Origin of the sequence: Rhodococcus koreensis, assembly GCF_017068375.1 — a bacterium.
GTDB lineage: Bacteria > Actinomycetota > Actinomycetes > Mycobacteriales > Mycobacteriaceae > Rhodococcus_F > Rhodococcus_F koreensis.
Map to the genome: position 1 here is coordinate 8,161,114 of NZ_CP070609.1, position 24,398 is coordinate 8,185,511.

Annotated in this window: 24 protein-coding genes; 16 read left to right on the plus strand and 8 right to left on the minus strand. The window is 69.1% G+C overall.

Annotated features, from left to right (window positions below; translation table 11 throughout):
- Nucleotides 1-50: 50 nt before the first annotated feature.
- From ruvC to JWS14_RS37175, 9 genes are all read left to right on the plus strand, one after another.
- Entirely contained in the window at nucleotides 51-620 is a 570-nt protein-coding gene (ruvC, locus tag JWS14_RS37135) for a crossover junction endodeoxyribonuclease RuvC (protein WP_072942246.1), read from the plus strand.
- On the plus strand, nucleotides 617-1,219 hold the full coding sequence (ruvA, locus tag JWS14_RS37140) for a Holliday junction branch migration protein RuvA (RefSeq protein ID WP_072942244.1): 603 nt from the start codon (nucleotides 617-619) through the stop codon (nucleotides 1,217-1,219). Before ruvC ends, ruvA begins: the two co-directional genes overlap by 4 nt.
- Entirely contained in the window at nucleotides 1,216-2,313 is a 1,098-nt protein-coding gene (gene ruvB, locus JWS14_RS37145; RefSeq protein ID WP_072942242.1) for a Holliday junction branch migration DNA helicase RuvB, read from the plus strand. The genes ruvA and ruvB overlap by 4 nt, the downstream gene beginning before the upstream one ends.
- 136 nt (nucleotides 2,314-2,449) lie before the next feature.
- Nucleotides 2,450-2,827, plus strand: coding sequence for a preprotein translocase subunit YajC (gene yajC / locus JWS14_RS37150; RefSeq protein ID WP_095860657.1), 378 nt, complete (start codon nucleotides 2,450-2,452; stop codon nucleotides 2,825-2,827).
- A 140-nt stretch (nucleotides 2,828-2,967) separates the two neighbouring features.
- On the plus strand, nucleotides 2,968-4,638 hold the full coding sequence (secD, locus tag JWS14_RS37155) for a protein translocase subunit SecD (protein ID WP_206015400.1): 1,671 nt from the start codon (nucleotides 2,968-2,970) through the stop codon (nucleotides 4,636-4,638).
- A complete protein-coding gene (gene secF, locus JWS14_RS37160; RefSeq protein WP_072942236.1) occupies nucleotides 4,635-5,861 on the plus strand; it encodes a protein translocase subunit SecF in 1,227 nt (408 codons plus the stop codon). The genes secD and secF overlap by 4 nt, the downstream gene beginning before the upstream one ends.
- 1 nt (nucleotide 5,862) lies before the next feature.
- Entirely contained in the window at nucleotides 5,863-7,629 is a 1,767-nt protein-coding gene (locus tag JWS14_RS37165; protein WP_206015401.1) for an ABC transporter substrate-binding protein, read from the plus strand.
- Complete coding sequence (locus tag JWS14_RS37170) at nucleotides 7,626-8,159, plus strand: adenine phosphoribosyltransferase (protein ID WP_072942453.1); 534 nt, start codon at nucleotides 7,626-7,628, stop codon at nucleotides 8,157-8,159. The genes JWS14_RS37165 and JWS14_RS37170 overlap by 4 nt, the downstream gene beginning before the upstream one ends.
- Before the next feature lie 103 nt (nucleotides 8,160-8,262).
- Nucleotides 8,263-10,638 carry a RelA/SpoT family protein gene (locus JWS14_RS37175; protein WP_072942231.1) on the plus strand — a complete coding sequence of 792 codons (2,376 nt, stop codon included), beginning with the start codon at nucleotides 8,263-8,265 and terminating at the stop codon, nucleotides 10,636-10,638.
- A gap of 78 nt (nucleotides 10,639-10,716) precedes the next feature.
- Here the strand turns inward: JWS14_RS37175 and JWS14_RS37180 are convergent, their stop codons facing one another.
- Nucleotides 10,717-11,511 carry a peptidylprolyl isomerase gene (locus tag JWS14_RS37180; protein WP_072942230.1) on the minus strand — a complete coding sequence of 265 codons (795 nt, stop codon included), beginning with the start codon at nucleotides 11,509-11,511 and terminating at the stop codon, nucleotides 10,717-10,719.
- Nucleotides 11,512-11,533: 22 nt separating this feature from the next.
- Nucleotides 11,534-12,412 (minus strand): peptidylprolyl isomerase, encoded by an 879-nt coding sequence (locus JWS14_RS37185; protein ID WP_072942228.1) that lies wholly within the window; start codon nucleotides 12,410-12,412, stop codon nucleotides 11,534-11,536.
- A gap of 177 nt (nucleotides 12,413-12,589) precedes the next feature.
- Between JWS14_RS37185 and JWS14_RS37190 the strand changes: the two genes are divergently transcribed.
- The 3 genes from JWS14_RS37190 to JWS14_RS37200 are packed head-to-tail and all read left to right on the plus strand — an operon-like array spanning nucleotide 12,590 to nucleotide 15,179.
- Nucleotides 12,590-13,270: an MBL fold metallo-hydrolase gene (locus tag JWS14_RS37190; protein ID WP_174705493.1), complete on the plus strand. Its 681-nt coding sequence runs from the start codon at nucleotides 12,590-12,592 to the stop codon at nucleotides 13,268-13,270.
- Nucleotides 13,271-13,285: 15 nt separating this feature from the next.
- The gene (gene hisS, locus JWS14_RS37195; protein WP_206015402.1) at nucleotides 13,286-14,557 is read left to right on the plus strand and encodes a histidine--tRNA ligase; all 1,272 of its coding nucleotides are present in this window, start codon (nucleotides 13,286-13,288) and stop codon (nucleotides 14,555-14,557) included.
- Nucleotides 14,520-15,179: a hypothetical protein gene (locus JWS14_RS37200; RefSeq protein ID WP_206015403.1), complete on the plus strand. Its 660-nt coding sequence runs from the start codon at nucleotides 14,520-14,522 to the stop codon at nucleotides 15,177-15,179. The genes hisS and JWS14_RS37200 overlap by 38 nt, the downstream gene beginning before the upstream one ends.
- 4 nt (nucleotides 15,180-15,183) lie before the next feature.
- On the opposite strand, the gene JWS14_RS37205 is transcribed toward JWS14_RS37200, so the two are convergent.
- The 3 genes from JWS14_RS37205 to JWS14_RS37215 are packed head-to-tail and all read right to left on the minus strand — an operon-like array spanning nucleotide 15,184 to nucleotide 17,674.
- Complete coding sequence (locus JWS14_RS37205) at nucleotides 15,184-16,581, minus strand: hypothetical protein (protein ID WP_206015404.1); 1,398 nt, start codon at nucleotides 16,579-16,581, stop codon at nucleotides 15,184-15,186.
- Nucleotides 16,578-16,907 (minus strand): type VII secretion target, encoded by a 330-nt coding sequence (locus JWS14_RS37210; RefSeq protein ID WP_095860651.1) that lies wholly within the window; start codon nucleotides 16,905-16,907, stop codon nucleotides 16,578-16,580. The genes JWS14_RS37205 and JWS14_RS37210 overlap by 4 nt, the downstream gene beginning before the upstream one ends.
- Before the next feature lie 59 nt (nucleotides 16,908-16,966).
- A complete protein-coding gene (locus tag JWS14_RS37215; RefSeq protein ID WP_072942217.1) occupies nucleotides 16,967-17,674 on the minus strand; it encodes a TetR/AcrR family transcriptional regulator in 708 nt (235 codons plus the stop codon).
- A 221-nt stretch (nucleotides 17,675-17,895) separates the two neighbouring features.
- Between JWS14_RS37215 and JWS14_RS37220 the strand changes: the two genes are divergently transcribed.
- Genes JWS14_RS37220 through JWS14_RS37235 form a run of 4 tightly spaced genes read left to right on the plus strand, consistent with a single transcriptional unit; the run spans nucleotide 17,896 to nucleotide 22,916 of the window.
- Nucleotides 17,896-19,434 (plus strand): amino acid permease, encoded by a 1,539-nt coding sequence (locus JWS14_RS37220; protein ID WP_206016259.1) that lies wholly within the window; start codon nucleotides 17,896-17,898, stop codon nucleotides 19,432-19,434.
- 1 nt (nucleotide 19,435) lies between these two features.
- Nucleotides 19,436-20,281 carry an urea amidolyase associated protein UAAP1 gene (locus JWS14_RS37225; protein ID WP_072942213.1) on the plus strand — a complete coding sequence of 282 codons (846 nt, stop codon included), beginning with the start codon at nucleotides 19,436-19,438 and terminating at the stop codon, nucleotides 20,279-20,281.
- The gene (locus JWS14_RS37230; protein WP_072942210.1) at nucleotides 20,278-20,934 is read left to right on the plus strand and encodes an urea amidolyase associated protein UAAP2; all 657 of its coding nucleotides are present in this window, start codon (nucleotides 20,278-20,280) and stop codon (nucleotides 20,932-20,934) included. Before JWS14_RS37225 ends, JWS14_RS37230 begins: the two co-directional genes overlap by 4 nt.
- Nucleotides 20,931-22,916, plus strand: coding sequence for a 5-oxoprolinase/urea amidolyase family protein (locus tag JWS14_RS37235; RefSeq protein WP_206015405.1), 1,986 nt, complete (start codon nucleotides 20,931-20,933; stop codon nucleotides 22,914-22,916). Before JWS14_RS37230 ends, JWS14_RS37235 begins: the two co-directional genes overlap by 4 nt.
- Before the next feature lie 7 nt (nucleotides 22,917-22,923).
- On the opposite strand, the gene JWS14_RS37240 is transcribed toward JWS14_RS37235, so the two are convergent.
- Genes JWS14_RS37240 through JWS14_RS37250 form a run of 3 tightly spaced genes read right to left on the minus strand, consistent with a single transcriptional unit; the run spans nucleotide 22,924 to nucleotide 24,392 of the window.
- Nucleotides 22,924-23,547: a dihydrofolate reductase family protein gene (locus JWS14_RS37240; RefSeq protein WP_206015406.1), complete on the minus strand. Its 624-nt coding sequence runs from the start codon at nucleotides 23,545-23,547 to the stop codon at nucleotides 22,924-22,926.
- Between the two features lie 15 nt (nucleotides 23,548-23,562).
- Nucleotides 23,563-24,039 carry an SRPBCC family protein gene (locus tag JWS14_RS37245; RefSeq protein ID WP_095860644.1) on the minus strand — a complete coding sequence of 159 codons (477 nt, stop codon included), beginning with the start codon at nucleotides 24,037-24,039 and terminating at the stop codon, nucleotides 23,563-23,565.
- On the minus strand, nucleotides 24,036-24,392 hold the full coding sequence (locus tag JWS14_RS37250; protein ID WP_095860643.1) for an ArsR/SmtB family transcription factor: 357 nt from the start codon (nucleotides 24,390-24,392) through the stop codon (nucleotides 24,036-24,038). The genes JWS14_RS37245 and JWS14_RS37250 overlap by 4 nt, the downstream gene beginning before the upstream one ends.
- Nucleotides 24,393-24,398: the final 6 nt, after the last annotated feature.

Here is a 24,398-nt window from a genome sequence, read left to right on the forward strand (position 1 = left end):
CCACGGCTAAGCTATCGAACAGCTGTTCGGCGTGGGAGAGGTGGCTTTGCGTGCGTGTGCTGGGTGTGGATCCCGGTCTGACCCGGTGCGGATTCGGAGTGGTGGACGGCGGCAACGGCCGCACCGTCACCCCGGTGGCCGTCGGCGTGGTCCGAACCCCGGCAGACCTCGAATTGTCGTCACGACTGCTGCGGATCTCGGAGGCCGCCGAATCGTGGATCGATCTGCACCGGCCGGAGGTCGTGGCGATCGAGCGGGTGTTCTCCCAGCACAACGTGCGCACCGCGATGGGTACCGCGCAGGCGGGCGGCGTCGTCGCCCTCGCCGCCGCGCGCCGCGGCATCGGCGTGTGTTTCCATACCCCCAGTGAGGTCAAGGCGGCCGTCACCGGAAGCGGATCGGCCGACAAAGCTCAGGTGACGGCGATGGTGACACGCATCCTCAAGCTGGCGGCCGCGCCCAAACCGGCCGACGCCGCGGACGCGCTGGCCCTGGCGATCTGCCATTGCTGGCGGGCGCCGATGATCGAACGCATGGCCCGCGCCGAGGCCGCGGCCGCCGAACAGAAACGTCGCTACCAGGCCCGGCTGGCCGAAGTGAAGAAGGCAGGTACACGATGATCGCGTCCGTCCGCGGCGAGGTGCTCGAGATCGCCCTCGACCATGCGGTGATCGAATCCGCGGGAGTGGGATATCGCGTGAACGCGACCCCGGCCACCCTCGGCGGGCTGCAGCGGGGAACCGAGGCCCGGTTGGTCACGGCGATGATCGTCCGCGAGGACTCGATGACGCTGTACGGGTTCCCCGACTCTGAGTCCAAGGAGTTGTTCGGGCTGCTCCAGACGGTGTCGGGTGTCGGTCCACGCCTGGCGATGGCGACACTCGCCGTCCTCGAACCCGAGGCGTTGCGGGCCGCGCTCGCCGAGGGCAACGTCACGGCACTCACCCGGGTGCCCGGCATCGGCAAGCGCGGGGCCGAGCGGATGGTCGTCGAACTGCGCGACAAGGTCGACGCGGTCGCGTCCACGTCCGGGGCGGTGCCGCTCGGCGCGGGCGGCGGCGGATCGATCCGCGATCAGATCGTCGAGGCGCTCGTCGGGCTCGGCTTCCCGGCCAAGCAGGCCGAACAGGCCACCGACTCCGTCCTCGCCGAGGCCCCCGAGTCGACCACCTCGTCCGCGCTGCGCTCCGCCCTGTCCCTGCTCGGGAAGACCAGATGAATCCGGAACCCGGCGGCGACTACGACGACGAGTCCCCGGTTTCGGCCGATCTCGTCGCCGGCGACGGCGACATCGAGGCCAGCCTGCGGCCGAAGAACCTGCACGATTTCATCGGGCAGCCGCGGGTCCGGGAGCAGTTGCAACTCGTCCTGACCGGCGCCAAGATGCGCGGCGGCACCCCCGACCACATCCTGCTCTCCGGACCTCCCGGGCTGGGAAAGACCAGCATGGCGATGATCATCGCCGCCGAACTGGGTTCCTCGCTGAGACTGACGTCGGGTCCGGCGCTCGAGCGCGCCGGCGACCTGGCCGCCATGCTGAGCAATCTCGTCGAGGGCGACGTGCTGTTCATCGACGAGATCCACCGCATCGCCCGTCCGGCGGAGGAGATGCTCTACCTCGCGATGGAGGACTTCCGGGTCGACGTCGTGGTCGGCAAGGGTCCCGGCGCCACCTCCATACCCCTGGAGGTCGCGCCGTTCACCCTGGTCGGGGCCACCACCCGCTCGGGGGCGCTCACCGGGCCGCTGCGCGACCGGTTCGGGTTCACCGCCCACATGGACTTCTACGAACCGGCGGAGCTGCAGCAGATCCTCATGCGATCGGCGGGCATCCTCGGGGTGCAACTCGGCGAGGAGGCCGGCGCCGAGATCGCGAGCCGGTCCCGGGGCACACCCCGCATCGCGAACCGCCTGCTCCGCCGCGTCCGCGACTACGCCGAGGTCCGCGCGGACGGCGTCGTCACCCGCGAGATCGCGCACGCCGCCCTCGCCGTGTACGACGTCGACCAGCTGGGACTCGACCGCCTCGACCGTTCCGTCCTCAGCGCCCTGGTGCGCAGCTTCGGCGGCGGCCCGGTCGGGGTGTCCACCCTGGCGGTCGCGGTGGGTGAGGAGCCCGCCACCGTCGAGGAGGTGTGTGAGCCGTTCCTCGTCCGCGCCGGAATGATCGCGCGCACACCCCGCGGCCGTGTCGCCACCGCGGCCGCGTGGATACAACTGGGCCTGACCCCGCCGCCGGACGCCGTGACCGGCGGAATCGAGGTCCGCGTCAACGAACCGCAGGCCTCCCTGTTCGATCCGGAAGACCCCTGATCGACTCCCGGAGAAACGCCCGCCTCGTGCCGACCGAACCGGTGTCCGGGCCGGTGATGGCACACTGGTGTATTGCATCGGTCCAACCGGGACCAGTGCTTCGGACCGTGCGACATACCTCGAGGTTGACTTACAGATGGATTTTCTCTTCCCGCTCCTGATTCTGGCGCTGCTCGTCCCGATGTTCCTGGGGATCCGCCGGCAGAAGAAGGAGGCGGCCAAGGTGACTGTTCTGCAGGACTCGCTCTCGGTGGGCGACCGCATCCTCACGACCGCCGGTCTGCACGGCACCGTCGTCGCGCTCGGCGACGACACGATCGACCTCGAGATCGCTCCCGGCGTGGTCACCACGTGGTCGCGTCTCGTCGTCCGCGAGCAGATCGTCGACGCCCCGCTGCAGGGTGACGGTGCCATCGACCACGAGTCGATCAGCACCGAGGCCCCCGCCACCGACATCGTGCGCGAGGATCGTGAGAACGGCGGCGACACCACGCCGCGGCTGAACAAGGATTGACCGGCGCTTCCGCGGTGCACCCACGCAACCGTCGCGTCGCGCCCCGGGCGCGGTGACCGGGGCACAGCCCTGCGTCCGCCGGTCCCGTGCGCTGTGAGCGTTCCCACCCGAACTGCACGTACTGAGGAGACATAGAGATCGTGGCACCTTCCACAGGATCGGTGCATCCCGTCCGCTACCTCACCGTTTTCGCGGTGCTCGTGGCGGTTCTGTATGCCCTGGTGTTCTTCACCGGCGACAAGTCCGCGACACCCAAGCTGGGCATCGACCTGCAAGGTGGGACCCGAGTCACCCTCACCGCACGCACCCCGGACGGCAGCAAGCCGACGCCGGACAGCCTGCGGCAGGCGCAGGAGATCATCGAGACCCGTGTGAACGGACTCGGCGTGTCCGGCTCCGAGGTGGTCATCGACGGCGACAACCTGGTCATCACCGTCCCCGGCGACGACAGCGCCCAGGCCCGGTCGCTCGGCCAGACGGCGCGGTTGTACGTCCGCCCCGTCCAGACGTCGCAGGCCGCGGCCGCTCCAGGCACGCAGGCGCCCGCCGCCGGTGAGACGCCGGCCCAGGCGCCCGCCGGAACCGAGACTCCCGCGCCGCAGAACCGGCCGTTCCCGGCACAGGACCCGTCCACGTCACCCGCGCCCGCCCCCACGGTGGAACCGGCGCCCACCGACGAGTCCGGGACCGAAACCGCCGAGGCGGCTGACGAGATCGCGGCCGCCCGGGCCACGCGCCAGAGCACCGACCCTGCCGTACAGCAGCAGGCCATGGCGACCCTCGACTGCAGCGTGCCCGACCCGTTGCGCGGCAACGACGACCCGGCTCTGCCGCTGGTTGCGTGCTCCACCGACGGTCAGGCCGTGTATCTGCTCGAACCGGCGATCATCGACGGCCAGGAGATCGCCGACGCGACGTCCGGGTACAACTCCCAGCAGTCGCGGCACGAGGTGAGCCTGACGTTCAAGTCCGAGGGCAGCAACACCTGGGCCACGTTCACGTCGCAGAACATCGGTAAGCAGGCCGCGTTCACACTCGACTCCAAGGTGGTGAGCGCGCCGGTCGTCCAGGGCGCGACACCCGCAGGCAGTTCGACGTCGATCACCGGTTCGTTCACCGCGGACAGCGCGAAGGAACTCGCGAACACCCTGAAGTACGGTTCGCTGCCGCTGTCGTTCGCGGCGTCGGAGGCCGAGACGGTGTCCGCGACCCTGGGTCTCGCCTCGCTGCAGGCCGGTCTCATCGCCGGTCTGGTGGGTCTGGTCCTGGTGCTGCTCTACTGCCTGCTCTACTACCGCATGCTCGGAGTGCTCACGGCGCTGTCCCTGGTCCTGTCCGGTGTGATGGTCTACGCGATCATGGTGCTGCTCGGCCGGTACATCAACTTCACCCTCGATCTCGCCGGCATCGCCGGTCTGATCATCGGCATCGGCATGACGGCCGACTCGTTCGTGGTGTTCTTCGAGAGAATCAAGGACGAGATGAGAGAGGGACGCAGTTTCCGGTCCGCGGTTCCGCGCGGCTGGGCGCGTGCGCGCCGGACCATCCTGTCCGGTAACGCGGTCAGCTTCATCGCCGCCGCGGTGCTGTACATCCTCGCGATCGGCCAGGTGCGCGGGTTCGCGTTCACCCTCGGCCTGACCACCATTCTCGACGTCGTCGTCGTGTTCCTGGTGACGTGGCCGCTGGTCCACCTGGCCTCGAAGTCGCCGTTCTGGTCGAGGCCGGGCGTCAACGGACTGGGTGCCGTGCAGCAGATCGCCAAGGAACGCAAGGCTGCCGCAGCGTCGGCGAAGGAGTCACGAGTATGAGCGAATCGACCACGTCGTCCAAGTCTGCGTCGCAGACGGACCCCGAGTCTTCGCTGTCCGATTCGGGCGTCAACCAGACATCGATGCCCCGGCACAGCTGGCTGTCCCGGCTGTACACCGGAACCGGCGCCTTCGAGGTGGTCGGCCGCCGCCGCTTCTACTACATCCTGACCGGCACGATCGTGCTGATCTCGCTGCTGAGCATCCTCGTCCGTGGATTCACCCTCGGTATCGACTTCGAGGGTGGATCGCGGATCCAGTTCCCCGCGGGCGACGGGGTCGACACCACACAGGTGGAGAACGTCTACTCCGACGCGCTGGGAATGGACCCCGTCTCGGTGCAGACCGTCGGCTCGGGTTCGAGTGCGACCGTGCAGATCCGCTCGGAGGCGCTCGACGCGGCCCAGGTGGTGAAGCTGCAGAACGCGCTGTACGACGAGTTCCAGCCGAAGGACAGTGACGGCACCGTCAACGAGAACGTGATCAGCGTCGCCGACGTCAGCGAGACGTGGGGCGGGCAGATCACCCAGAAGGCGCTGATCGCGCTGCTTGTGTTCCTCGTGATCGTCAGCGTGTACATCGCCGTCCGGTTCGAGCGCGACATGGCGATCGCCGCGATCGTCGCATTGTTCTTCGACATCGCCGTCACCGCCGGTGTGTATTCGCTCGTCGGCTTCGAGGTGACCCCGGCGACCGTCATCGGCCTGTTGACGATTCTCGGATTCTCGCTCTACGACTCGGTGGTGGTGTTCGACAAGGTCGAGGAGAACACCCGGGGAATTCTGCATCTGACCCGACGCACGTACGCCGAGCAGGCGAACCTCGCGGTCAACCAGACGTTGATGCGCTCCATCAACACCACACTGATCAGCGTGCTGCCGGTGCTCGCGCTGATGGTGGTCGCGGTGTGGATGCTCGGTGTCGGAACGCTGAAGGACCTGGCGTTGGTGCAGCTCGTCGGCATCATCGTCGGTGCGTACTCGTCGATCTTCTTCGCGACACCGTTGCTGGTCACCCTGAAGGAGCGGTGGGGTCCGGTGGCCGCGCACACGCGGAAGGTCCTCGCCCGACGGGCGACCCTGGCCGAAGGCGGAGCGCAGAAGGCCGGCGCGCCGGCGACCGCATCCACCCCGGAGGCGGCCGTGCCGCGTTCCCGAACCGCGTCGACCGCACCTGCTCCGGGCTCACGTCCCACCGGGAAGCGCAACAAGAAGAGGCACTGACATGCCCGCATCGCACAGCACCCGGCGCGGTGCGCCCACCCGACGCGGCCGGACGGCGGCCGTGTCGGGTGCCGGTCTCCTCGCGGCCGTGCTCCTCGCAGGCACCCTCGTCGGATGCGCCGAGGAGGGCGAGCAGATCCCGTCGATCGGCTACGCCATCGACAACACCGTCACCACCTACAACGCGAACAGCGTCGCGGGTGCGGTGTCGGGGGCGCGTCAGGCGTTCGCGCGGGTCCTGCCCGGGTTCAACTACACCGGGCCCGAAGGCGGACCGGTGGCCGACACGGACATCGGCACCGCCAACGCGATGCCCGGGGACGCCCTCACCATCCAGTACAAGCTGAACCCCAACTCCGTCTACTCCGACGGCGTCCCGATGTCCTGCGACGACCTGGTGCTCACCTGGGCGGCGAACAGCGGCCGCTTCACCCGCCGGAACGACCAGGGCGCGACCGTCCCGATGTTCGATGCGGCGAGTACCGCCGGCTACACGGACATCGACCGGATCGACTGCCAGACCGGTGCGAAGGATGCCGTCGTCACGTTCAAGGCGGGACGGAACGTCACCGACTGGAAGTCGCTGTTCGGTGCGACGTCGATGATGCCGGCGCACGTCGTCGCCACTGCCACCGGTGTCCCCGACATCGTGTCCGCCGTGCAGAATTCGGACACCGCGGCCCTCACGCGCGTCGCGGACTTCTGGAACTCCGGATGGACGATGACACCGGGCGACCTCGATCTCACGCTGTTCCCGGCATCCGGCCCCTACAAGGTCGAATCGTTCTCCGCGGACGAGGGTCTGGTGCTGGTGGCCAACGACCGCTGGTGGGGGAACCGTCCCGCCACGTCTCGGATCGTGGTGTGGCCCAAGTCTTCCGACATCAGCGCGCGGATCGGTGACGGTGCGGTCGAGGTCGTCGACGTCGCCGCGGGATCGGCGCCGGATCTGGACCTCGGCGGGTTCGAGGTGACCGAGGTGGCCTCCCGCAGCGTCGAGCAGTTCGTCTTGTCCACCTCGGGGCTGTTCGAGAACGCGGCGGGACGGCGGGCGTTCGCGGCTTGCCTGCCCCGCGACGAGCTGGCGGCGAAATTCGGGCTCGCCGCGGAACCGGACGCGGACGGCGCCGGCTCCGGCGGTCCGGTCGGCACGCGGGTCACCGCACCCGACAGTCTCGTCCACCAGTCGGTGGCCGGCGCTGTCGGCGGCCGGTACGAGACGGCGGACACGGCGGCGGCCACCGCCGCGCTCGCCGACACCGACAACACGTCGGCGACCGTCCGGATCGGATACCTGGGCCCGAACCCGCGGCGCGCCGACATCGTGTCCGCGGTCGCGGCGGCATGCGCCCCGGCCGGGATCACCGTGCAGGACGTCGCCTCGCCGGAGTTCACACCGTCGATGCTGCGCGGCGGGCAGGTGGACGTGGTGCTCGCGGGGACGGCGTCCGCCCCCGGTGCGGCAGGCACCGCCGCGGCCACCACCGCGATGTACGCCCTCCGCAGTGGAAACGGATCGAACTTCGGCGACTACAGCAACAGTCGCGTCGACCGGATCGTCGATCAGCTCGCCGTCGACGACTCGACCGCCACCCAGCTGTCGCTGTCGACGGAGGTCGAGAACATCCTGTGGTCGGACGTGCCGACGGTGCCGCTGTTCGACCAGCCGCGAACCGTCGCGTTCGCGTCGGGTCTGCAGGCGGGAACGGTCAATCCGACTGTTTCGGGCGCCGGGTGGAACATGGACAGGTGGGTTCTGCGCCGGTGATCGATCATTCCGCGGCCCGTGACGCCGTCACCCGGCTCACCCGGTGGGCCGACGACTTCCCGCAACCCGGCGTGCGGTTTGCCGATCTGACGCCCGTCTTCTCCGACGCCGACGGTTTCCGTGTCGTCGTCGACGCCCTGGCCGCGTGCGCGCCGGCGGCGGAGGTGATCGCCGCCGTCGACGCGCGGGGGTTCCTCCTCGGCGGCGGCGTGGCCCGGGAGCTGGGATCCGGTGTGGTGGCAGTGCGGAAGTCGGGCAAACTGCCGCCGCCCGTGCTGTCGCAGTCGTACACCCTCGAGTACGGAACGGCCACGCTGGAGATCCCGGACGGATCGATCGGCCTGGAGGGGCGTTCGGTTCTCGTCGTCGACGACGTCCTCGCCACCGGCGGCACCCTCGACGCGACGGCGCGGCTGGTGGAATCCGCAGGTGCCCGTGTGATCGGCATCGCCGTGGTCCTGGAGATCGCCGCGCTGGGCGGCCGCGAGCGCCTCGGAAAGTACCCGCTCACGTCCCTCGTCACGGTCTGAGTACTAAAGTTGGGCCTGGTGGTCGTCACGGCCACCGGGGCGCATGCCCGAGACCAGCCAGGGCCCCAGAGCCCGAGCCATTTCAGTGGTAGGAGGTGACGGCATGACTTCGAATCTTGATCGGTCGCAGAACACGGGAACACCCGCGTCTGCGCAATCCGATGCCGAGTCACCTGCAGCGAACCCGGCTTCCGGTAACAACCGTGGAGCACAGGGATTCGCCGTTCCGGCGTCCGCATCGCGCCGGGTACGAGCGCGACTCGCCAGGCGCATCACAGGTCAGCGGAACACGACCATCCGGCCGGTTCTCGAACCCCTCGTCAGTCTGCATCGCGAGCTCTACCCCAAGGCGGACCTGGCGCTCCTGCAGCGCGCCTACGACGTGGCCGAGGAACGGCACGCCAGCCAGCGCCGCAAGTCGGGCGACCCGTACATCACGCATCCGCTCGCCGTCGCCAGCATCCTCGCCGAACTGGGGATGGACACGACCACCCTGGTCGCGGCCCTGCTCCACGACACCGTCGAAGACACCGGCTACTCCCTCGACCAGCTGACCGACGAGTTCGGCGAAGAAGTCGCGCACCTCGTCGACGGCGTCACCAAACTCGACAAGGTGGTGCTCGGCAACGCCGCCGAGGGCGAGACCATCCGCAAGATGATCATCGCGATGGCCCGCGATCCGCGCGTGCTGGTGATCAAGGTGGCCGACCGGCTCCACAACATGCGGACCATGCGGTTCCTGCCACCCGAGAAGCAGGCCCGCAAGGCCCGCGAAACGCTCGAGGTGATCGCGCCGCTGGCCCACCGGCTCGGCATGGCCACCGTGAAATGGGAACTCGAGGACCTGTCCTTCGCGATCCTCCATCCCAAGAAGTACGACGAGATCGTGCGGCTCGTCGCCGACCGGGCGCCGTCCCGCGACACCTACTTGGCGAAGGTGCGCGCGGAGATCAACGCGACCCTGACCGCGTCGCGGATCAACGCGGTCGTCGAGGGCAGGCCCAAGCACTACTGGTCGATCTACCAGAAGATGATCGTCAAAGGCCGCGACTTCGACGACATCCACGACCTGGTCGGGGTGCGGATCCTGTGCGACGAGGTCCGCGACTGTTACGCGGCCGTCGGTGTCGTCCACTCGCTGTGGCAGCCGATGGCCGGCCGGTTCAAGGACTACATCGCGCAGCCGCGCTACGGCGTCTACCAGTCGCTGCACACCACCGTCGTCGGACCCGAGGGCAAACCCCTCGAGGTGCAGATCCGCACCCACGACATGCACCGGACCGCGGAGTTCGGCATCGCTGCGCACTGGCGGTACAAGGAGACCAAGGGCAGGCACTCCGGTGACGTCGCCGAGGTCGACGACATGGCGTGGATGCGTCAGCTCCTCGACTGGCAGCGTGAGGCCGCCGACCCGGGTGAGTTCCTGGAGTCGCTGCGCTACGACCTCGCGGTCAAGGAGATCTTCGTCTTCACCCCCAAGGGCGACGTGGTGACCCTGCCCGCCGGGTCGACGCCCGTCGACTTCGCGTATGCGGTGCACACGGAGGTCGGGCACCGCTGTATCGGCGCCCGGGTCAACGGCAGGCTGGTGGCGCTCGAACGCAAGCTCGAGAACGGCGAGGTGGTGGAGGTCTTCACCTCCAAGGCCGTCAACGCCGGTCCGAGCCGCGACTGGCAGACGTTCGCCGTGTCGCCGCGCGCCAAGACGAAGATCCGGCAGTGGTTCGCCAAGGAACGCCGCGAAGAGGCGCTCGAGGCGGGCAAGGACGCTATCGCGAAGGAGGTGCGGCGGGTCGGCCTGCCGCTGCAGCGCCTGATGAACGCCGAGTCGATGGCGTCCATCGCACACGAACTGCACTACACCGACGTGTCGATGCTGTATACGGCGGTCGGCGAGAGTCACGTGTCGGCGCAGCACGTAGTCCAGCGTCTGGTGGCCCATCTGGGCGGGGTCGGCGACGTCGAGGAGGAGCTGGCCGAGCGGTCCACCCCGTCGACCATGCCGATGCGTCCGCGGAGCACCGGCGACGCGGGTGTGCTGGTTCCCGGCGCGGAGGGCACGGTCGCCAAACTCGCCAAGTGCTGCACACCCGTTCCCGGCGACGAGATCATGGGCTTCGTGACCCGGGGCGGCGCGGTCAGCGTCCACCGCACCGACTGCACCAACGCCGGCTCCCTGCAGGAGCAGTCGGAGCGGATCATCGAGGTCAAGTGGGCGCCGTCCCCGTCGTCGGTGTTCCTGGTGGCCATTCAGATCGAGGCGCTCGATCGGCACCGGTTGCTGTCGGACGTGACGAAGGCGCTCGCGGACGAGAAGGTCAACATCCTGTCGGCGTCGGTGACGACGTCCGGCGACCGGGTGGCGATCAGTAAGTTCACGTTCGAGATGGGCGACCCGAAGCACCTCGGGCATGTGCTGAACGTGGTCCGCAACGTCGAGGGCGTGTACGACGTGTACCGGGTGACGTCCGCCGCCTAGCGCTTGTTCCCGGCGACGAACGGGACGGTCGTTCGAGCAGATCGAACGACCGTCCCGTTCGTGCGGTCGGGTGCGGGGTCAGCCGACCTTCGCGGTCTCGATCTGTACCGGGGTGTTGGGCTTGCCGCCGCCTGCGGACATGGATCCGTCGTCGCCGTCGGCCGCGATCTTCTCGACGGTCGCGAGGCCCTCCTCGGAGATCGAACCGAAGACGGTGTAGTTGGGCGGGAGCACCGAGTCGGCGTAGACGAGGAAGAACTGGCTGCCGTTGCTGCCGGGCTGCCCGCTGTTGGCCATCGCGACGGTGCCGCGGGGGTAGACCACCGGATTCGCGAGTGCCGGATCGTTCGGCGCGAACGCGGTCTCGGGGTACTCCGTGTCGAATCCGTAGCCCGGGCCGCCGGTGCCCGCCCCGCTCGGGTCGCCGCACTGCAGCACCTGCAGACCCACTTCGGTCGTCAGCCGGTGGCAGGGGGTGTCGTCGAAGTACCCCTGCTGGGCCAGGCTCGTGAAGCTGTTCACCGTGCACGGGGCCTCGGCGCGGTCCAGGACCAGGCCGATCGGTCCGGCGCTGGTCTGGAGATCGACGGGAACCGTGCCCACGGTGGACACACCGGACGTGGGCGGCGGGGTGACGTCCTTGACGGCGGGCCGCCCCGCCGGGTACGTGCAGTCCACGGTGGCCCCGGCGGGAGCCGGGACCGCGGGGAGCGTGCCGAACTTGGACAGGTCGAGCGACTGCTCCGCCGCGCTCGTGGCGGCCGCCTTCGACGAGGTGCTGGTCGACGAGCCGCCGGAGTCGGACGAATCCGAACAGCCGGCGAGGAGGACCGCGAGGCTCACGCCTGCGACGAGAATCGAGGTGCGTTTCATCGGTCCATCCTCACACGTGACGTCAGTCCATCCGGACGGACGTGATGTCGATGGGCAGGTTCGGCTTGCCGCCGCCGGCCTGCATCGATCCGTCGTCACCGGCCGCCGCCACCTTCTCGATGGTCGCGAGACCGGTCTCGTCGACCTTCCCGAACGCGGTGTACTGCGGGGGGAGCTGCGAATCCGCGTAGACGAGGAAGAACTGGCTGCCGTTGCTGTCGGGCTGACCGCTGTTGGCCATCGCGATCGTGCCGCGCGGGTAGGTCACCGGAACCTGCAGCGCCGGATCCGACGCCTCGTACTGGTCGGTGGGGAATTCGTTGGCGAACCCGTAGCCCGGACCGCCGGTGCCCGCGCCGGTGGGATCGCCGCACTGTAGGACCTTCAGTCCCTCGGACGTGACGAGCCGGTGGCAAGGGGTGTTGTCGAAGTAGTTCTGGCTCGCCAGGCTCAGGAAGTTGTTGACCGTGCACGGGGAGTCGGCGTTGTCCAGGACCAGACCGATGTTTCCCTGCGTCGTCTGCATGCTGACGCTGACTTCCCGGAGCGTGGTGTCGATCTCGTCGGTGCGCGGCGGGTTAACCTGCTTCGCCGGCGGCTGACTGTCGGGGGTGTACGTGCAGGACACCTTCTCGGGCAGCGGTTCGGACCGGCCTGCGGGCATCACACCGGGCGACTGCGGTGACGCCGACACCGACTCCGCCGCCGATGCCTCCGTCGCCTCGTCGTCGCCGCGGGTGAGGGAGAAGACGACGGCGCCGGCGGCCACCACGAGCACGACACCGAGCACCGAACCGGCGATGGTCAGCTGCTTACGCTTGCGTGCTCTGTCGGCGCGGCGTTCGAGCTGACGCTCGAGCTTTCGTTTCGCTGCTTCCCGGCGCTGCTCGTTGCTCGGCACTGCGGTGGTCCTCCCGTGTCGGTCTGGCTGGAAGTCGGTCGATAGGGCCGTTGGCCGGTGCGAACTGCCCCCGGCACACGACCTCCAGAGTCTGCCATCCGAACCTGAGAACATCCTGGCGGGGCGGCGGCTTAGGCTGTAGCGACTGCAATGACCACTCGAACAGGAGCGTCGCGCGTGCTCGTCACAGGATTCCCGGCCGGGATGTTTCAGACCAACTGCTACATCCTCGCGCAGGACGATGCCCCGGAGTGCGTCGTCGTCGACCCAGGGCAGGATGCCGCCGAACCGTTGTTCGAGTTCCTGGACCAGTCGAATCTGACCCCGACGGCGGTGCTGCTGACCCACGGACACCTCGACCACGTCTGGAACGCCTACGACGTCTGCGAGAAGTTCGGGATCCCCGCGTACATCCACCCCGAGGACCGCTACATGCTGTCGGACCCCGGCCGCGGCATCGGCCCGACGATGAAGCCGTTCATCGAGGGCATGACGTTCGTCGAGCCCGGTGAGGTGATCGAACTGGCCGACGGCGACGTGATCGAGCAGGCCGGGATGTCGTTCGCCGTCGACCACACCCCCGGGCACACGCAGGGGTCCGTGGTGTTCCGCACCCGGGTCGTCACCGAGAACGGCCCCGTCGAGATCGCCCTCACCGGTGACACGCTGTTCCAGGGATCGATCGGCCGGAGCGACCTGCCCGGCGGCAACCACGAACAGTTGCTGCAGTCCATCGCCGACAAGCTTCTGGTCCTGGCCGACGACACGGCGGTCCTCCCCGGGCACGGCGGTTCGAGCACCGTCGGCGCCGAACGTGGGTCGAACCCGTTTCTCGTTGGACTCCCGGGATCGAAATAAGGAAAAGTAACGACAGTGAGCAAAGCCAGCACCTTCTCCGCCCCCAAGGGCGTCCCCGATTACGTCCCGCCGCAGTCGTCCGAGTTCGTCGCGGTCCGTGACGGACTCACGCGCGCTGCGCGTCTGGCCGGATACGGCCACATCGAACTTCCCATCTTCGAGGACACCGGGCTGTTCGCCCGCGGTGTCGGCGAGTCCACCGACGTCGTCAGCAAGGAGATGTACACGTTCGCCGACCGCGGTGACCGTTCGGTGACACTGCGGCCCGAGGGCACCGCGGGTGTCATGCGGGCCGTGATCGAGCACGGCCTGGACCGCGGCCAGTTGCCGGTCAAGCTGAGCTACGCCGGCCCGTTCTTCCGTTACGAGCGACCGCAGGCCGGCCGGTACCGCCAGTTGCAGCAGGTCGGGGTCGAGGCCATCGGCGTCGACGACCCGGCACTCGACGCCGAGGTCATCGCCGTCGCCGACGCGGGTTTCCGCGGCCTCGGTCTCGAGGGTTTCCGGTTGGAGGTCACGTCCCTCGGCGACGACACGTGCCGTCCGCAGTACCGGGAACGGTTGCAGGAGTTCCTGTTCGCGCTTCCCCTCGACGAGGAGACCCGTCGGCGGGCGGAGATCAACCCGCTGCGGGTGCTCGACGACAAGCGCAAGGAGGTGCGCGAGATGACGGCGGACGCCCCGCTCATGCTCGATCACCTCTCGGATACGGCGAAGGCGCACTTCGACGAGGTGCTCGCGCACCTCGACGCGCTGGGGGTGCCGTACGTGGTCAACCCGCGGATGGTCCGCGGCCTCGATTACTACACGAAGACGACGTTCGAGTTCGTCCACGACGGTCTCGGCGCGCAGTCGGGAATCGGCGGCGGCGGACGTTACGACGGTCTGATGGCCCAGCTGGGTGGTCAGCCGTTGTCCGGCATCGGTTTCGGGCTCGGCGTCGACCGCACCGTCCTGGCGCTCGCCGCCGAGGGCAAGACCGCGGGCTCGACGGCCCGCTGCGAGGTCTTCGGCGTCCCGCTGGGCGAGGAGGCGAAGGCGAAGCTGGTGGTGATCGCGCAGCAGTTGCGCGCCCAGGGAATTCGAGTCGATCTCGCGTACGGCAACCGCGGCGTGAAGAGCGCGATGAAGGCCGCAGACCGGTCCGGCGCCGCGCTGGCGCTGGTGCTCGGCGACCGCGACATCGCCGAGGACACGGTGGGAATCAAGAATCTCGCCACCGGCGATCAGGAATCGGTGTCGTCGGCGGATGTTCTCGCGCGCGTCGGAGCCATCCTTGGCGCCTGACGACACCGCGCCGGTGTCGCTCGACCTCGTCCCGATCGCGTTGATCGCGCCGCGGCTCAAGAAGGTCGCGGCGATCGCCGTGCTGATCGGTGTCGTGGTCGGCGTCGTCGTCGGGTTCTTCGGCCCGGTGTGGGTCGGCGTGACGGTCGGGGCCGTGATCGCAGTCCCGACCGCCGCGTCCGCGCTCCTCACGTTGCGGCGTCGCATCACGCTGCAGGCCGGGCGGATCCGGTCGACGGGGGGATTGCGCAGCCGGCACGTCGACGTCACCCACGCGGTGGCCGCGGAACTGGTGGTCCGTTCGGCCCGGGTCAGCGAGGTGAGTGTCCGGATCACGGATCCCGACGGGAGCCTCGCGATTCCGCTCGCCCTCTACACGACGGACGGCGGCCGGGAACTCGAGATCCTCGGGCTCCGCAGGCTGGCGGACGCCCTGACGACCAGTGAGCTGGTACCGGCTGCGGCGATCGCGTCGGTCCTCATCGAGCAACTCCGTGCGGAAGCGCGCGGCGCGGCCCTCCCCGAACGCGCGTTGTTCCGGGCCGTGGAACTGGTGCGTTCGGAGGGCCGCGTGCCCACCACCACGCTCACCGATCACGAGGTGGCGGCACTGCTCGACTGAGCGATCAGCCCCGATCGCCGAACGCGGCGTCGTCGAGATCCTCGCCGCCGATCACGGCGGGCGCGACCATCGGCAGGTCGCCGACGAACGCGTTGTTCTCGCCGGCGTTGACGAGGTAGCTCGGTGTGGACCGGCCGCTCAGCTGTTCGTCGCCGCCGCGCCCCGCGCCCGCCATGCCGGCGCCGCCCATTGCCCCGCCCGGTGCGAGAGGGGACGAGGCGGCCGGAGTGGCGCCGGGTGCCGGAGCGGTGCCCGGTGTCGTCGGGGTCGCAGTCGCCGGGGGCACGACCGCCCCGGAAACCGCTCCGCGGGGTACCGAACTGCTTCCCGCCGAGGTGCTTCCGCCCGCGCCGCCGCCGTACATGCCGATGCCCGCGCCGCCTGCCGTGCCCACCGCGCCGGGTACTCCGCCGACGGCACCGTGTGCCGGGGTGACGGCGGATTTCGCCGCGACGGTGTCGGCGGGCAGATCGGACGAGGAGACACTGGCCGCCTGGGTACTCGCCGACACGAGGTCTCCGACGCCGTCGGTGACGGTGGAGATCATCGGCTTGCCCACGCCCTCGATGACGGTGGACGCGAAAGCGAACGGTGACGTCGGTGCCGCTCCCGCCACGGCTCCGGGTGCCGGGGGCGGCGGTACCGGGACCGGCGCGGCGAGACCGTTCATCGTGAGGGTCTGCTCGTTCAGTTCGGTGCGGGTCTGCGTCACCACTCCGATGGCCGCCTTGATGTGCTCGGCCGCGGACGCGAGAAGCATCGCCTGCCCAGGCGGAGTCATCACCATCGGCGCGGCGGCGACCGCGGTGGCCGCGAACGACTCCGTGATCGTCATCAGGTTCGCGTTGCCCCGCGCCACGGACGCGGCGGCGGTCTGGGTGGTGGTCGCGATCTCCGTGCCACGTTCGCTCAGTTCGGTGCCGCTCGCCTGGGCCTGCACACCCTGGGACTGCGCCGCCTGCGCCGCCTGGCTCTGCCAGATCTGGTCGAGGACCTTCAGACCCGACAGGCTCATCGACATGGCCTGGTCGATCAGGCCCGAGGACATGTCGAGGACGGACGTCGGGTCGAACGAGCCGAACGTGCCGGTGCCGAAGCTCCCGGCGAGATCGGTGAGCGGCTTGAACAATTCGTCCACACCCGGCAGTGCGGGCAGAGCGTGCCCCTGCAGCAGTGCCTCGACCGGGTTCGGTGGCAGGGGCGGCAACGACGGCAGGGCCGGCAACGGTGGCAGCTCACCGAGCGGCGCATCCAGCAACGGGCCGAGCGGGGAATTCTGCAGGGCCTCGAGCGGGGTGCTCGGCAGTGGTGTGGCGAGGGCGTCGCCGACGGGCGAGCCCTGGATCAGGTCGAGAACAGATCCGGGCTCGGCGGGATGACCGGCGGCTTCGGGGGAGGTCATGCGAGGCCCCCGAGCCCGTCGCCGACGGCGCCGAGCGCTGCGCCGTTGGCGCCGTCGACGGAGTCGTAGGACCGGGCGGTGGCGTCGGCCGCGATCGCGGTCTGCGCGTAGTGCGTTGCGAGTTCGGCGACCGATGTGGCGTGACGTGCCTGCGCGGCAGCGAAGGACGCGAGAAAGTCGGCTCCGATCGGGCCGAACACGGGCGCGAGCGCCGCGAGATTCGCGCCGAGATCGAGTGCGGCGGCGCTGCTGATCTGTTCGGCGGCCTGCGCAGCGGTGGCGCCGTATTTCCTGATGCCGTCCGTGACGACGAAGACTTCGCTCAAGATAACCCCCCAGTGTTAAGCGTTCGCCAGACTTTATCGCACGGGAACGACATGCCCGGCTAGAGGTGAAGGGGTGTTCCGCCCTCGGTCTCGGCGAGCAGTGCGCGCGACTTCGCCCGGATTTCGTCCAGCGGGTCCGTCCATCCGAGTGCGCGGAGGCAGGCGTCGGCGAGGAGTCCGGCAGCGCCCTCGTTCTCGGGCCCGGGCAGCAGTCCGCGTTCGATGTCGGCGCGGGTTGCGATGGCGCTCTCGACGATTCGGAACGGCAGGTCGGCCAGGGCTGGGGAGGTGCTGCCGGATTCGCCGGTGATTTCCGTGAGCGCCCGGTCCGCCAGCTGCCGATAGTGCCCGCGGAGCAGGGTGCGCTGGGTGCGGAACGGCTCGAATCGATCGGTCAGCAGTTCCGGGAGAAGGTACAGCGCACCGAGATTCCATCTGGTGGCCGTGAGTTGTGTGACGTCGTAGGTGGCCAGCGCGTGCAGGCGCACCGTGGCGGGGGCGTCGGCGCCGGTGAGCCGCTCGGCGGCGGCGAGCGCGGGGGAGACCGTTTCCTCGAGCAGCGCCGCCAGGATCTCCTCCTTGTTGGGAAAGTGGTGGTAGAGCGACGCCTGCCGGATGCCGACCATCTCCGCGATCCGCCGGGTCGAGGTGGCGGCGAAACCCTTGGTGGTGAACAACTCTCCGGCCGCGTCGAGGATCTCCTCGGGAGTGGTCTGCCCTGGTCTGCGCTGACTGGTCAGTCGGGGTCGTCCCGGCCCTGTGGTCACCGCTCCATGATGTCAGGTCGCGTCCGGAGCCGACCCCGACCACCCTCCGTGAGGGTTTCGTCACGCGACCGAAACGTAGGCAACGATGCTGTTACGGCCGACCGCGATCTGGATACGCGGGCGTCACCCATCGGGGCCTCTCCGCGAGAAAACTATCGAGCGACAGATATTGCCCTCGCCGAAGGAGTACGCCCTTGAGTACACCCACAAGGACTGCGCAGGTGCCGACCGCGCCGGCTCCCGCACCTCTCCGCCCGTCCGGCGTCGACGACACGGGCGACCTCGGCGAATTCGGCTACGAGCAGCAGCTCCACCGCTCCCTGGGCAAGTTCGCGTCGTTCGCCGCCGGCTTCTCGTTCGTCTCCATCCTCACCACGATCTTCCAGCTCTTCGGGCTCGGATTCGGGTTTGCCGGGCCCGCCTTCTTCTGGACGTGGCCGGTGGTGTTCGCCGGCCAGTTCATGGTGGCGCTCAACTTCGCCGAACTCGCCGCCCGGTACCCCATCTCGGGGGCGATCTACCAGTGGTCCCGCCGGATGGGCGGCGAGGTGGTCGGCTGGTTCGCCGGCTGGTTCATGATCCTCGCGCAGATGGTGACGGCGTCCGCCGCGGCCATCGCCCTGCAGGTCGTTCTCCCCAACGTGTGGAGCGGATTCCAGATCATCGGGGAGGACAGCACACTGACGTCCGCGAGCGGTGCCGCCAACGCGGTGCTCCTCGGCTCCGTCCTGCTCGTGCTGACCACGTTCATCAACTGCATCGGCGTCAACTGGATGTCCCGGATCAACAACATCGGTGTGACCTGCGAGATCGTCGGGGTCATCGCGGTGGTCGGGATGTTCCTCACTCACGCCCGGCGCGGACCGGACGTCGTGTTCGACACCGGCACGGCGGGCGCGTCGCCCGGCTACGGATGGGCGTGGATCGTGTCGGGGCTGATGGCGGCATACGTGATGGTCGGGTTCGGTTCGGCGGGCGAACTCGCCGAGGAGACCAGGAACCCGCGCCGGGTCGCACCGCGCACGATCCGCCTCGCGCTGTCCGTGTCGGCGCTCGGCGGCGGGCTGATGATCATCGGCGCCCTGATGGCCGCGCCGAGCCTGACGGACGGCCGTCTCGCCGCCGAGGGACTGCCGTACGTGCTCTCGTCGATCCTCAGCTCCCCGTGGGGAACCCTGCTCCTCGTCGACGTCGCGATCGCCGTCTTCGTCTGCACGCTCGCCATCCAGACGGCGGCATCACGGCTGGTGTTCTCGATGGCCCGGGACGGCCGGCTGCCGGCCTCGCGGATTCTGTCGACGGTGAACCCCCGCACCGGAACACCCATCGCGCCGTCCGTGCTGATCGGCCTCGTGTGCATCGGCATCCTCGCCGTCAACGTCGGGAACTCCGCGATCTTCGCGACCCTCTCGAGCGTCTGCATCATCCTGATCTACCTCGCCTACCTGATGGTCACGGTGCCGCTCCTGCTGCGCAGGCTGAAGGGCTGGCCGCACGGGGGACCGCAGGTCGACGCGGACGGTCGGACGCTGTTCTCGCTCGGACGGTTCGGACTGCCCGTGAACATCCTGGCCGTCGGCTACGGCGCGCTGATGGTCGTCAACCTGTCCTGGCCGCGCGCCGAGATCTTCGACCCCAGCGGCGACTACCCACTCCTGCGGTGGGCCGCCCCGGTCACCGTCGCCGCCGTGGTCGCGCTCGGGATCGCGTGCTTTCCGCGCGGCCGCACGACCCCCAACCCCGTCACGATCGGAGCCTGACATGACCTCAGTGGACACCTCGACCACCAGTGCCGCGAAGGAACACGCGCGTGCCCAGTCGGGCGTGGTCACCGACTCGATGCCGGTGGTCCCCGCGTCGTCCTGGCCCACCCCTCCGTCCGGTGTCGATCCGGCGCTGCTCACGTGGGCGGAGACCGTTCCCGGCGGCCGGTACACCACGAAAGTGCTGGGCCGCGGCACCCGACTGCGACTGCGGGACCTCGACGGCCGGGCCTGCGCCCACCTGCTGCTGTACCGGGCGGACGCGCCGTGGGAGCGGCTCAACGTCGCCGACACGGTGAAGGTGCCGTGGCAGGCGTACACGGGGACCGGGCATCCGCTGCTCTCCGATCAGGGGCGCGTCCTCGCGACCGTGGTGTCGGACGGGTCCGGCCGGCACGACGCCCTCTGCGGCACCACCTCGCTCGCCACGAACACTGCGAAATACGGTGACGGCAGCCTGCATTCGGGGTCTCCGGCCGGCCGTGAGCTCTTCACCGTGGCGGCCGCGAAGCACGGGCTCGAGCGTCGCGACCTCCCGCCCTCGCTGTCGTTCTTCCACGGGGTGCGGGTGGGCGCGGACGGATCGCTGAGCAGCATCGGATCCGCCGGCGCGGACACCGCCGTCGAACTCGTGATCCACCTCCCGGTGATCGTCCTGATCGCCAACACGGCGCACCCCCTGGATCCGTCGCCGACGTACGACACGACCGCGCTCGAGGTGCTCGCCTGGACCGGCGCCGACGTGGCCGAGCCCGTCGACGCCGACCCGGAGTACCGGCGCGCCTTCCTCAACACCGAAGACGTCTGGGCTGCAGCGCAGCGCCAGGGACGGGAGCAGGCATGACCACCACCATCGAGACCGCGCCGCTGGTACCGGGAACGGTGATCCTGGACGAGGAGGTCGGCGCCCGCGGACCCTGGTCCGCCGTCGTCGCGGCCGGCGACGTCCTGACCATCGTGGATCTGTACGGCAACCAGGCCGTCGACACCCTGATCTACGCGGCCGGCGACCACCGGCAGCGCTACTCGGCCGCCGCGACGGTGTCGGCGCAGCGAAATCTGTTCCTGACCACGGGAAGTGTGCTCCGCACCGACGATCACGACGCGCTGATGACACTCGTCGCCGACGAGGTCGGCTCCCACGACACGGTGGGCGGCGCCTGCTCCCAGGAGTCGAACACCCTGCGGTACGGCCACCACACCAAGCATCAGCACGCCTGCGTCGAGAACTTTCTCGCGGAAGGGTCGCGGTGGGGAATCGGCAAGCGGGATCTGGTGTCGAACATCAACTTCTTCATGAACGTCCCCGTCGACGCCGACGGCACACTCGGCATCGTCGACGGCCTTTCCGCACCCGGCCGCCGGCTCGCACTCCGCGCGGACCGCGACGTTCTGGTACTGGTGTCCAATTGCCCGCAGATCAACAACCCCTGCAACGGGTTCGACCCGACGCCGGTGCGGATGATCGTGACCCGGCCGGCGGGAGCACCCGCATGAGCGCCAAGATCACGGTTCAGCGGCCCGGCATGCTCACCACGGTCCAGGACTTCCCGGGCCGGACCGGGTACTGGCACGTCGGGGTGCCGCCGTCAGGTCCGATGGACGACCTGTCGTTCCGGCTCGGGAACACCGCGCTCGGCAACGACGAGGGCGCCGCCGGAATCGAATGCGCCATGTCCGGCCCCGCGTTGCAGTTCGACGAGGAGACGGTGGTCTGCGTGACCGGTGCGCCCGCCCCGGTCACCGTCGACGGCGTGCTGCACGCGCAGTGGCGACCGGTACGGGTTCCGGCGGGCGGGACCCTGGATGTCGGCGCGGTCGCCGGACCAGGGCTGCGCATCTACCTCCTCGTCCAGGGCGGGCTCGACGTCGACGACTTCCTCGGCAGCGCCTCGACTTTCACACTGGGCAAGTTCGGCGGTCATCAGGGCCGCACGCTGCGGCAGGGCGATGTTCTCGCGGTCGGTGAGCACACCGGCGCCCGCGCGGCCGCCGTTCCCGCCGAACACGTCCCGGCCCTGTGCCGTCGCTGGGAGATCGCGGTCACCGAGGGCCCGCACGGCGCACCCGAATTCTTCACCCGCGCCGACATCGACACGCTGTACCGGACCGACTACGAGGTGCATTTCAACTCGGACCGCACCGGGGTGCGGCTGATCGGGCCCAAACCCGACTGGGCTCGCACGGACGGCGGCGAGGCAGGCCTGCATCCGTCCAACATCCACGACAACGCGTATTCGGTCGGCGCCCTGGACTTCACGGGAGACACCCCGATCCTCCTGGGCCCGGACGGGCCGAGCCTCGGCGGGTTCGTGTGCCCCGTCACGGTCGTCTCCGCGGAACGCTGGAAGCTCGGACAACTGGCCCCCGGCGACACGGTGCGCTTCGTGCCGATCCGGGCCGACCGGGCCGCGTCCACGCGTGCGCTGGGGCCTGCCCGGCGGGCGGCGTTCTCGACGGTCTTCTCCACCGCCGGTGACCGGGACGACGGCGTGATCGCCCGGCGCGACGGAGAGACCGCCGTGACGTACCGGCGATCCGGCGACGACAACGTCCTGGTCGAATACGGCGACATGAGCCTCGACCTCGCACTGCGGGCCCGCGCACATGCGCTGCACCAGCGGCTCGAGGTCGAGAAGCCGGCCGGGCTCCTCGACCTGACACCGGGCATCCGGTCACTGCAGGTGCGGGTCGACCCCGACGTGCTGCCGATCCCGAAGCTGATGGGGCTGCTCGCCGAGGCGGAGGACGCGCTGCCCGCGGCGAACGAACTCGTGGTGCCGAGCCGGTCCGTGCGGATGCCGCTGTCGTGGGACGACCCCTCGACGCGTGAGGCGATCCAGCGGTACATGCACGGTGTCCGCGCCGATGCGCCGTGGTGCCCCTGGAACATCGAGTTCATTCGTCGCATGAACGGCCTCGGCAGTGTCGACGACGTCTTCGACACCGTCTTCGGGGCGGAGTACATGGTGCTCGGACTCGGCGACGTCTACCTCGGCGCGCCCGTCGCGACACCCCTCGACCCACGGCATCGGCTGGTCACAACGAAGTACAACCCCGCCCGCACGTGGACGCCGGAGAACGCGGTCGGGATCGGTGGGGCATACCTCTGCATCTACGGGATGGAGGGCCCCGGCGGCTACCAGTTCGTCGGCCGCACCACCCAGGTGTGGAACCATCGGCACCCCGAGAAGTCCGGACCGTTCGAGGACGGCACCCCCTGGCTGCTGCGCTTCTTCGACCGGATCTCCTGGTACCCCGTGGAACCGGACGAGCTGGTGGACCTGCGATCCGACGTCGCCGCCGGCCGCGGCGGCGGAATCGAGATCACGGAGGGCACGTTCTCGCTCGCCGAGCACCAGCAGTTCCTCGCGGCCAATGCCGAATCGATCGGCGGATTCCGAGCCGAACAGGCCGTCGCGTTCGCCGCTGAGCGGCAACGATGGTCCGCAGCAGGGGAATTCGCGACGGTGGGCTGATCGCTCGTCACGCGAGCAGGTCGGTGAAGCTCTCCGGCCGCGGTGCGTCGTCGTGCTCGCGGGGCACGTAGTGGACTTCGACCACCCCGTTGCCGAACGACTCGGAACCGACCAACTGCAGGCGCCGCTGATCGGGGATCTCCGAGAACCAGGGCGCGCCGGGCGAGACCACCGGGTAGACGAAGAAATAGAACTCGTCGACGAGACCCGCCGCCACGACCGAGCGTGCCAGGGAAGATCCGCCGGACAGATGAATGTCTTTGCCCGGCTCCGCCTTCAGCTTCTCGAGGTAGGTCACCAGGTCGCTGTCCGCGGCCACGACGACCTGTTCGGTGTTGGCCCATTCGGTCAGCGGAGTGTTGCCGGAACGCGAGAACACCAGTTTCCGGTAGGTGTTCATTCGCTCGGCCATGACCTGATTGGTCTCGGTCCCTTCGTGTTCGGCCAGTGCGCGGGGCCAGTACGCGGCCATCTCCTCGTAGGTGGTGCGCCCGACCAGCACAGTGTCGTAGGTCGAGTAGATTCGATCGATCTCGCGGTACTGGTCGTCGACGACGTCGTGGACCCACGCTGTGGGGTCGTCGAGGCGGCCGTTGAGGGTCGTCATCATCTGCAGGACGATCTTGCGCATGTCCGGCCTCCTCGGTTACGCCTGTCGCTCGGCGAGTTCGGCGAGTTGCTCCGTGACGGTGCCCCAGCCGTCGTAGAAGCCCATTTCTTCGTGGGTATTCCGGTCGGCGTTGTTCTTGTGCATCACGTGGGCGACGTATTCGGTGCCCGTCGGATGGTCGGTCAACGTGATGATCGCGGTCATGAACGGCTGTTCGGCGGGTCGCCAGCCACCGACGAGGGAGTTGGTGAACACGATGCGTTCGAGTTCGTCGACGGCGAGGAAGCAGCCATTCATATGGGGCACGAATTCGCCGCCGTCTTCGCTGATCTGGGTGGTGAGCGCGCCGCCCGGGCGTAATTCCATGTCGACGACCCGGCACCGGGAAGGCGCGGGAACCCACCATTGTTCGAAGCTGGCAGGGTCGGTCCAGGCGCGCCACACGACGGCCCGGGGCGCCCGGATGATGCGCGAAATCGTGAGGTCGAGATCGGGTCTCGCAGTGTCGGTCATTGCGGTGTGTCCTTCGCGTGAGTGGTGACTGTGTGTTCGGTGACGAATTGTTCGAGCCTGTCGGTGCGGCCCTCCCAGAGTTCCTGTTGCTCCGCGAGCCAAACTCCGACCGCCGTGAACGGCGCCTTCTCGATCGCGCACGTCCGTACCCGGCCTTCCTTGCGTGTCCGGATCCACCCGCTGTCCTCCAGGAAGTGGATGTGCTTCATGAAGGAGGGCAGGGCCATGTCGAACGGTTTCGCCAGTTCGCTGACCGTCGCCGGGCCGCGGCTCAGGCGGCCCAGCACGGCCCGCCGGGTGGGGTCGGCGAGCGCTTGGAAGATACCGTTGAGCTGCTCCGGATACTGAGCCACAAGGCA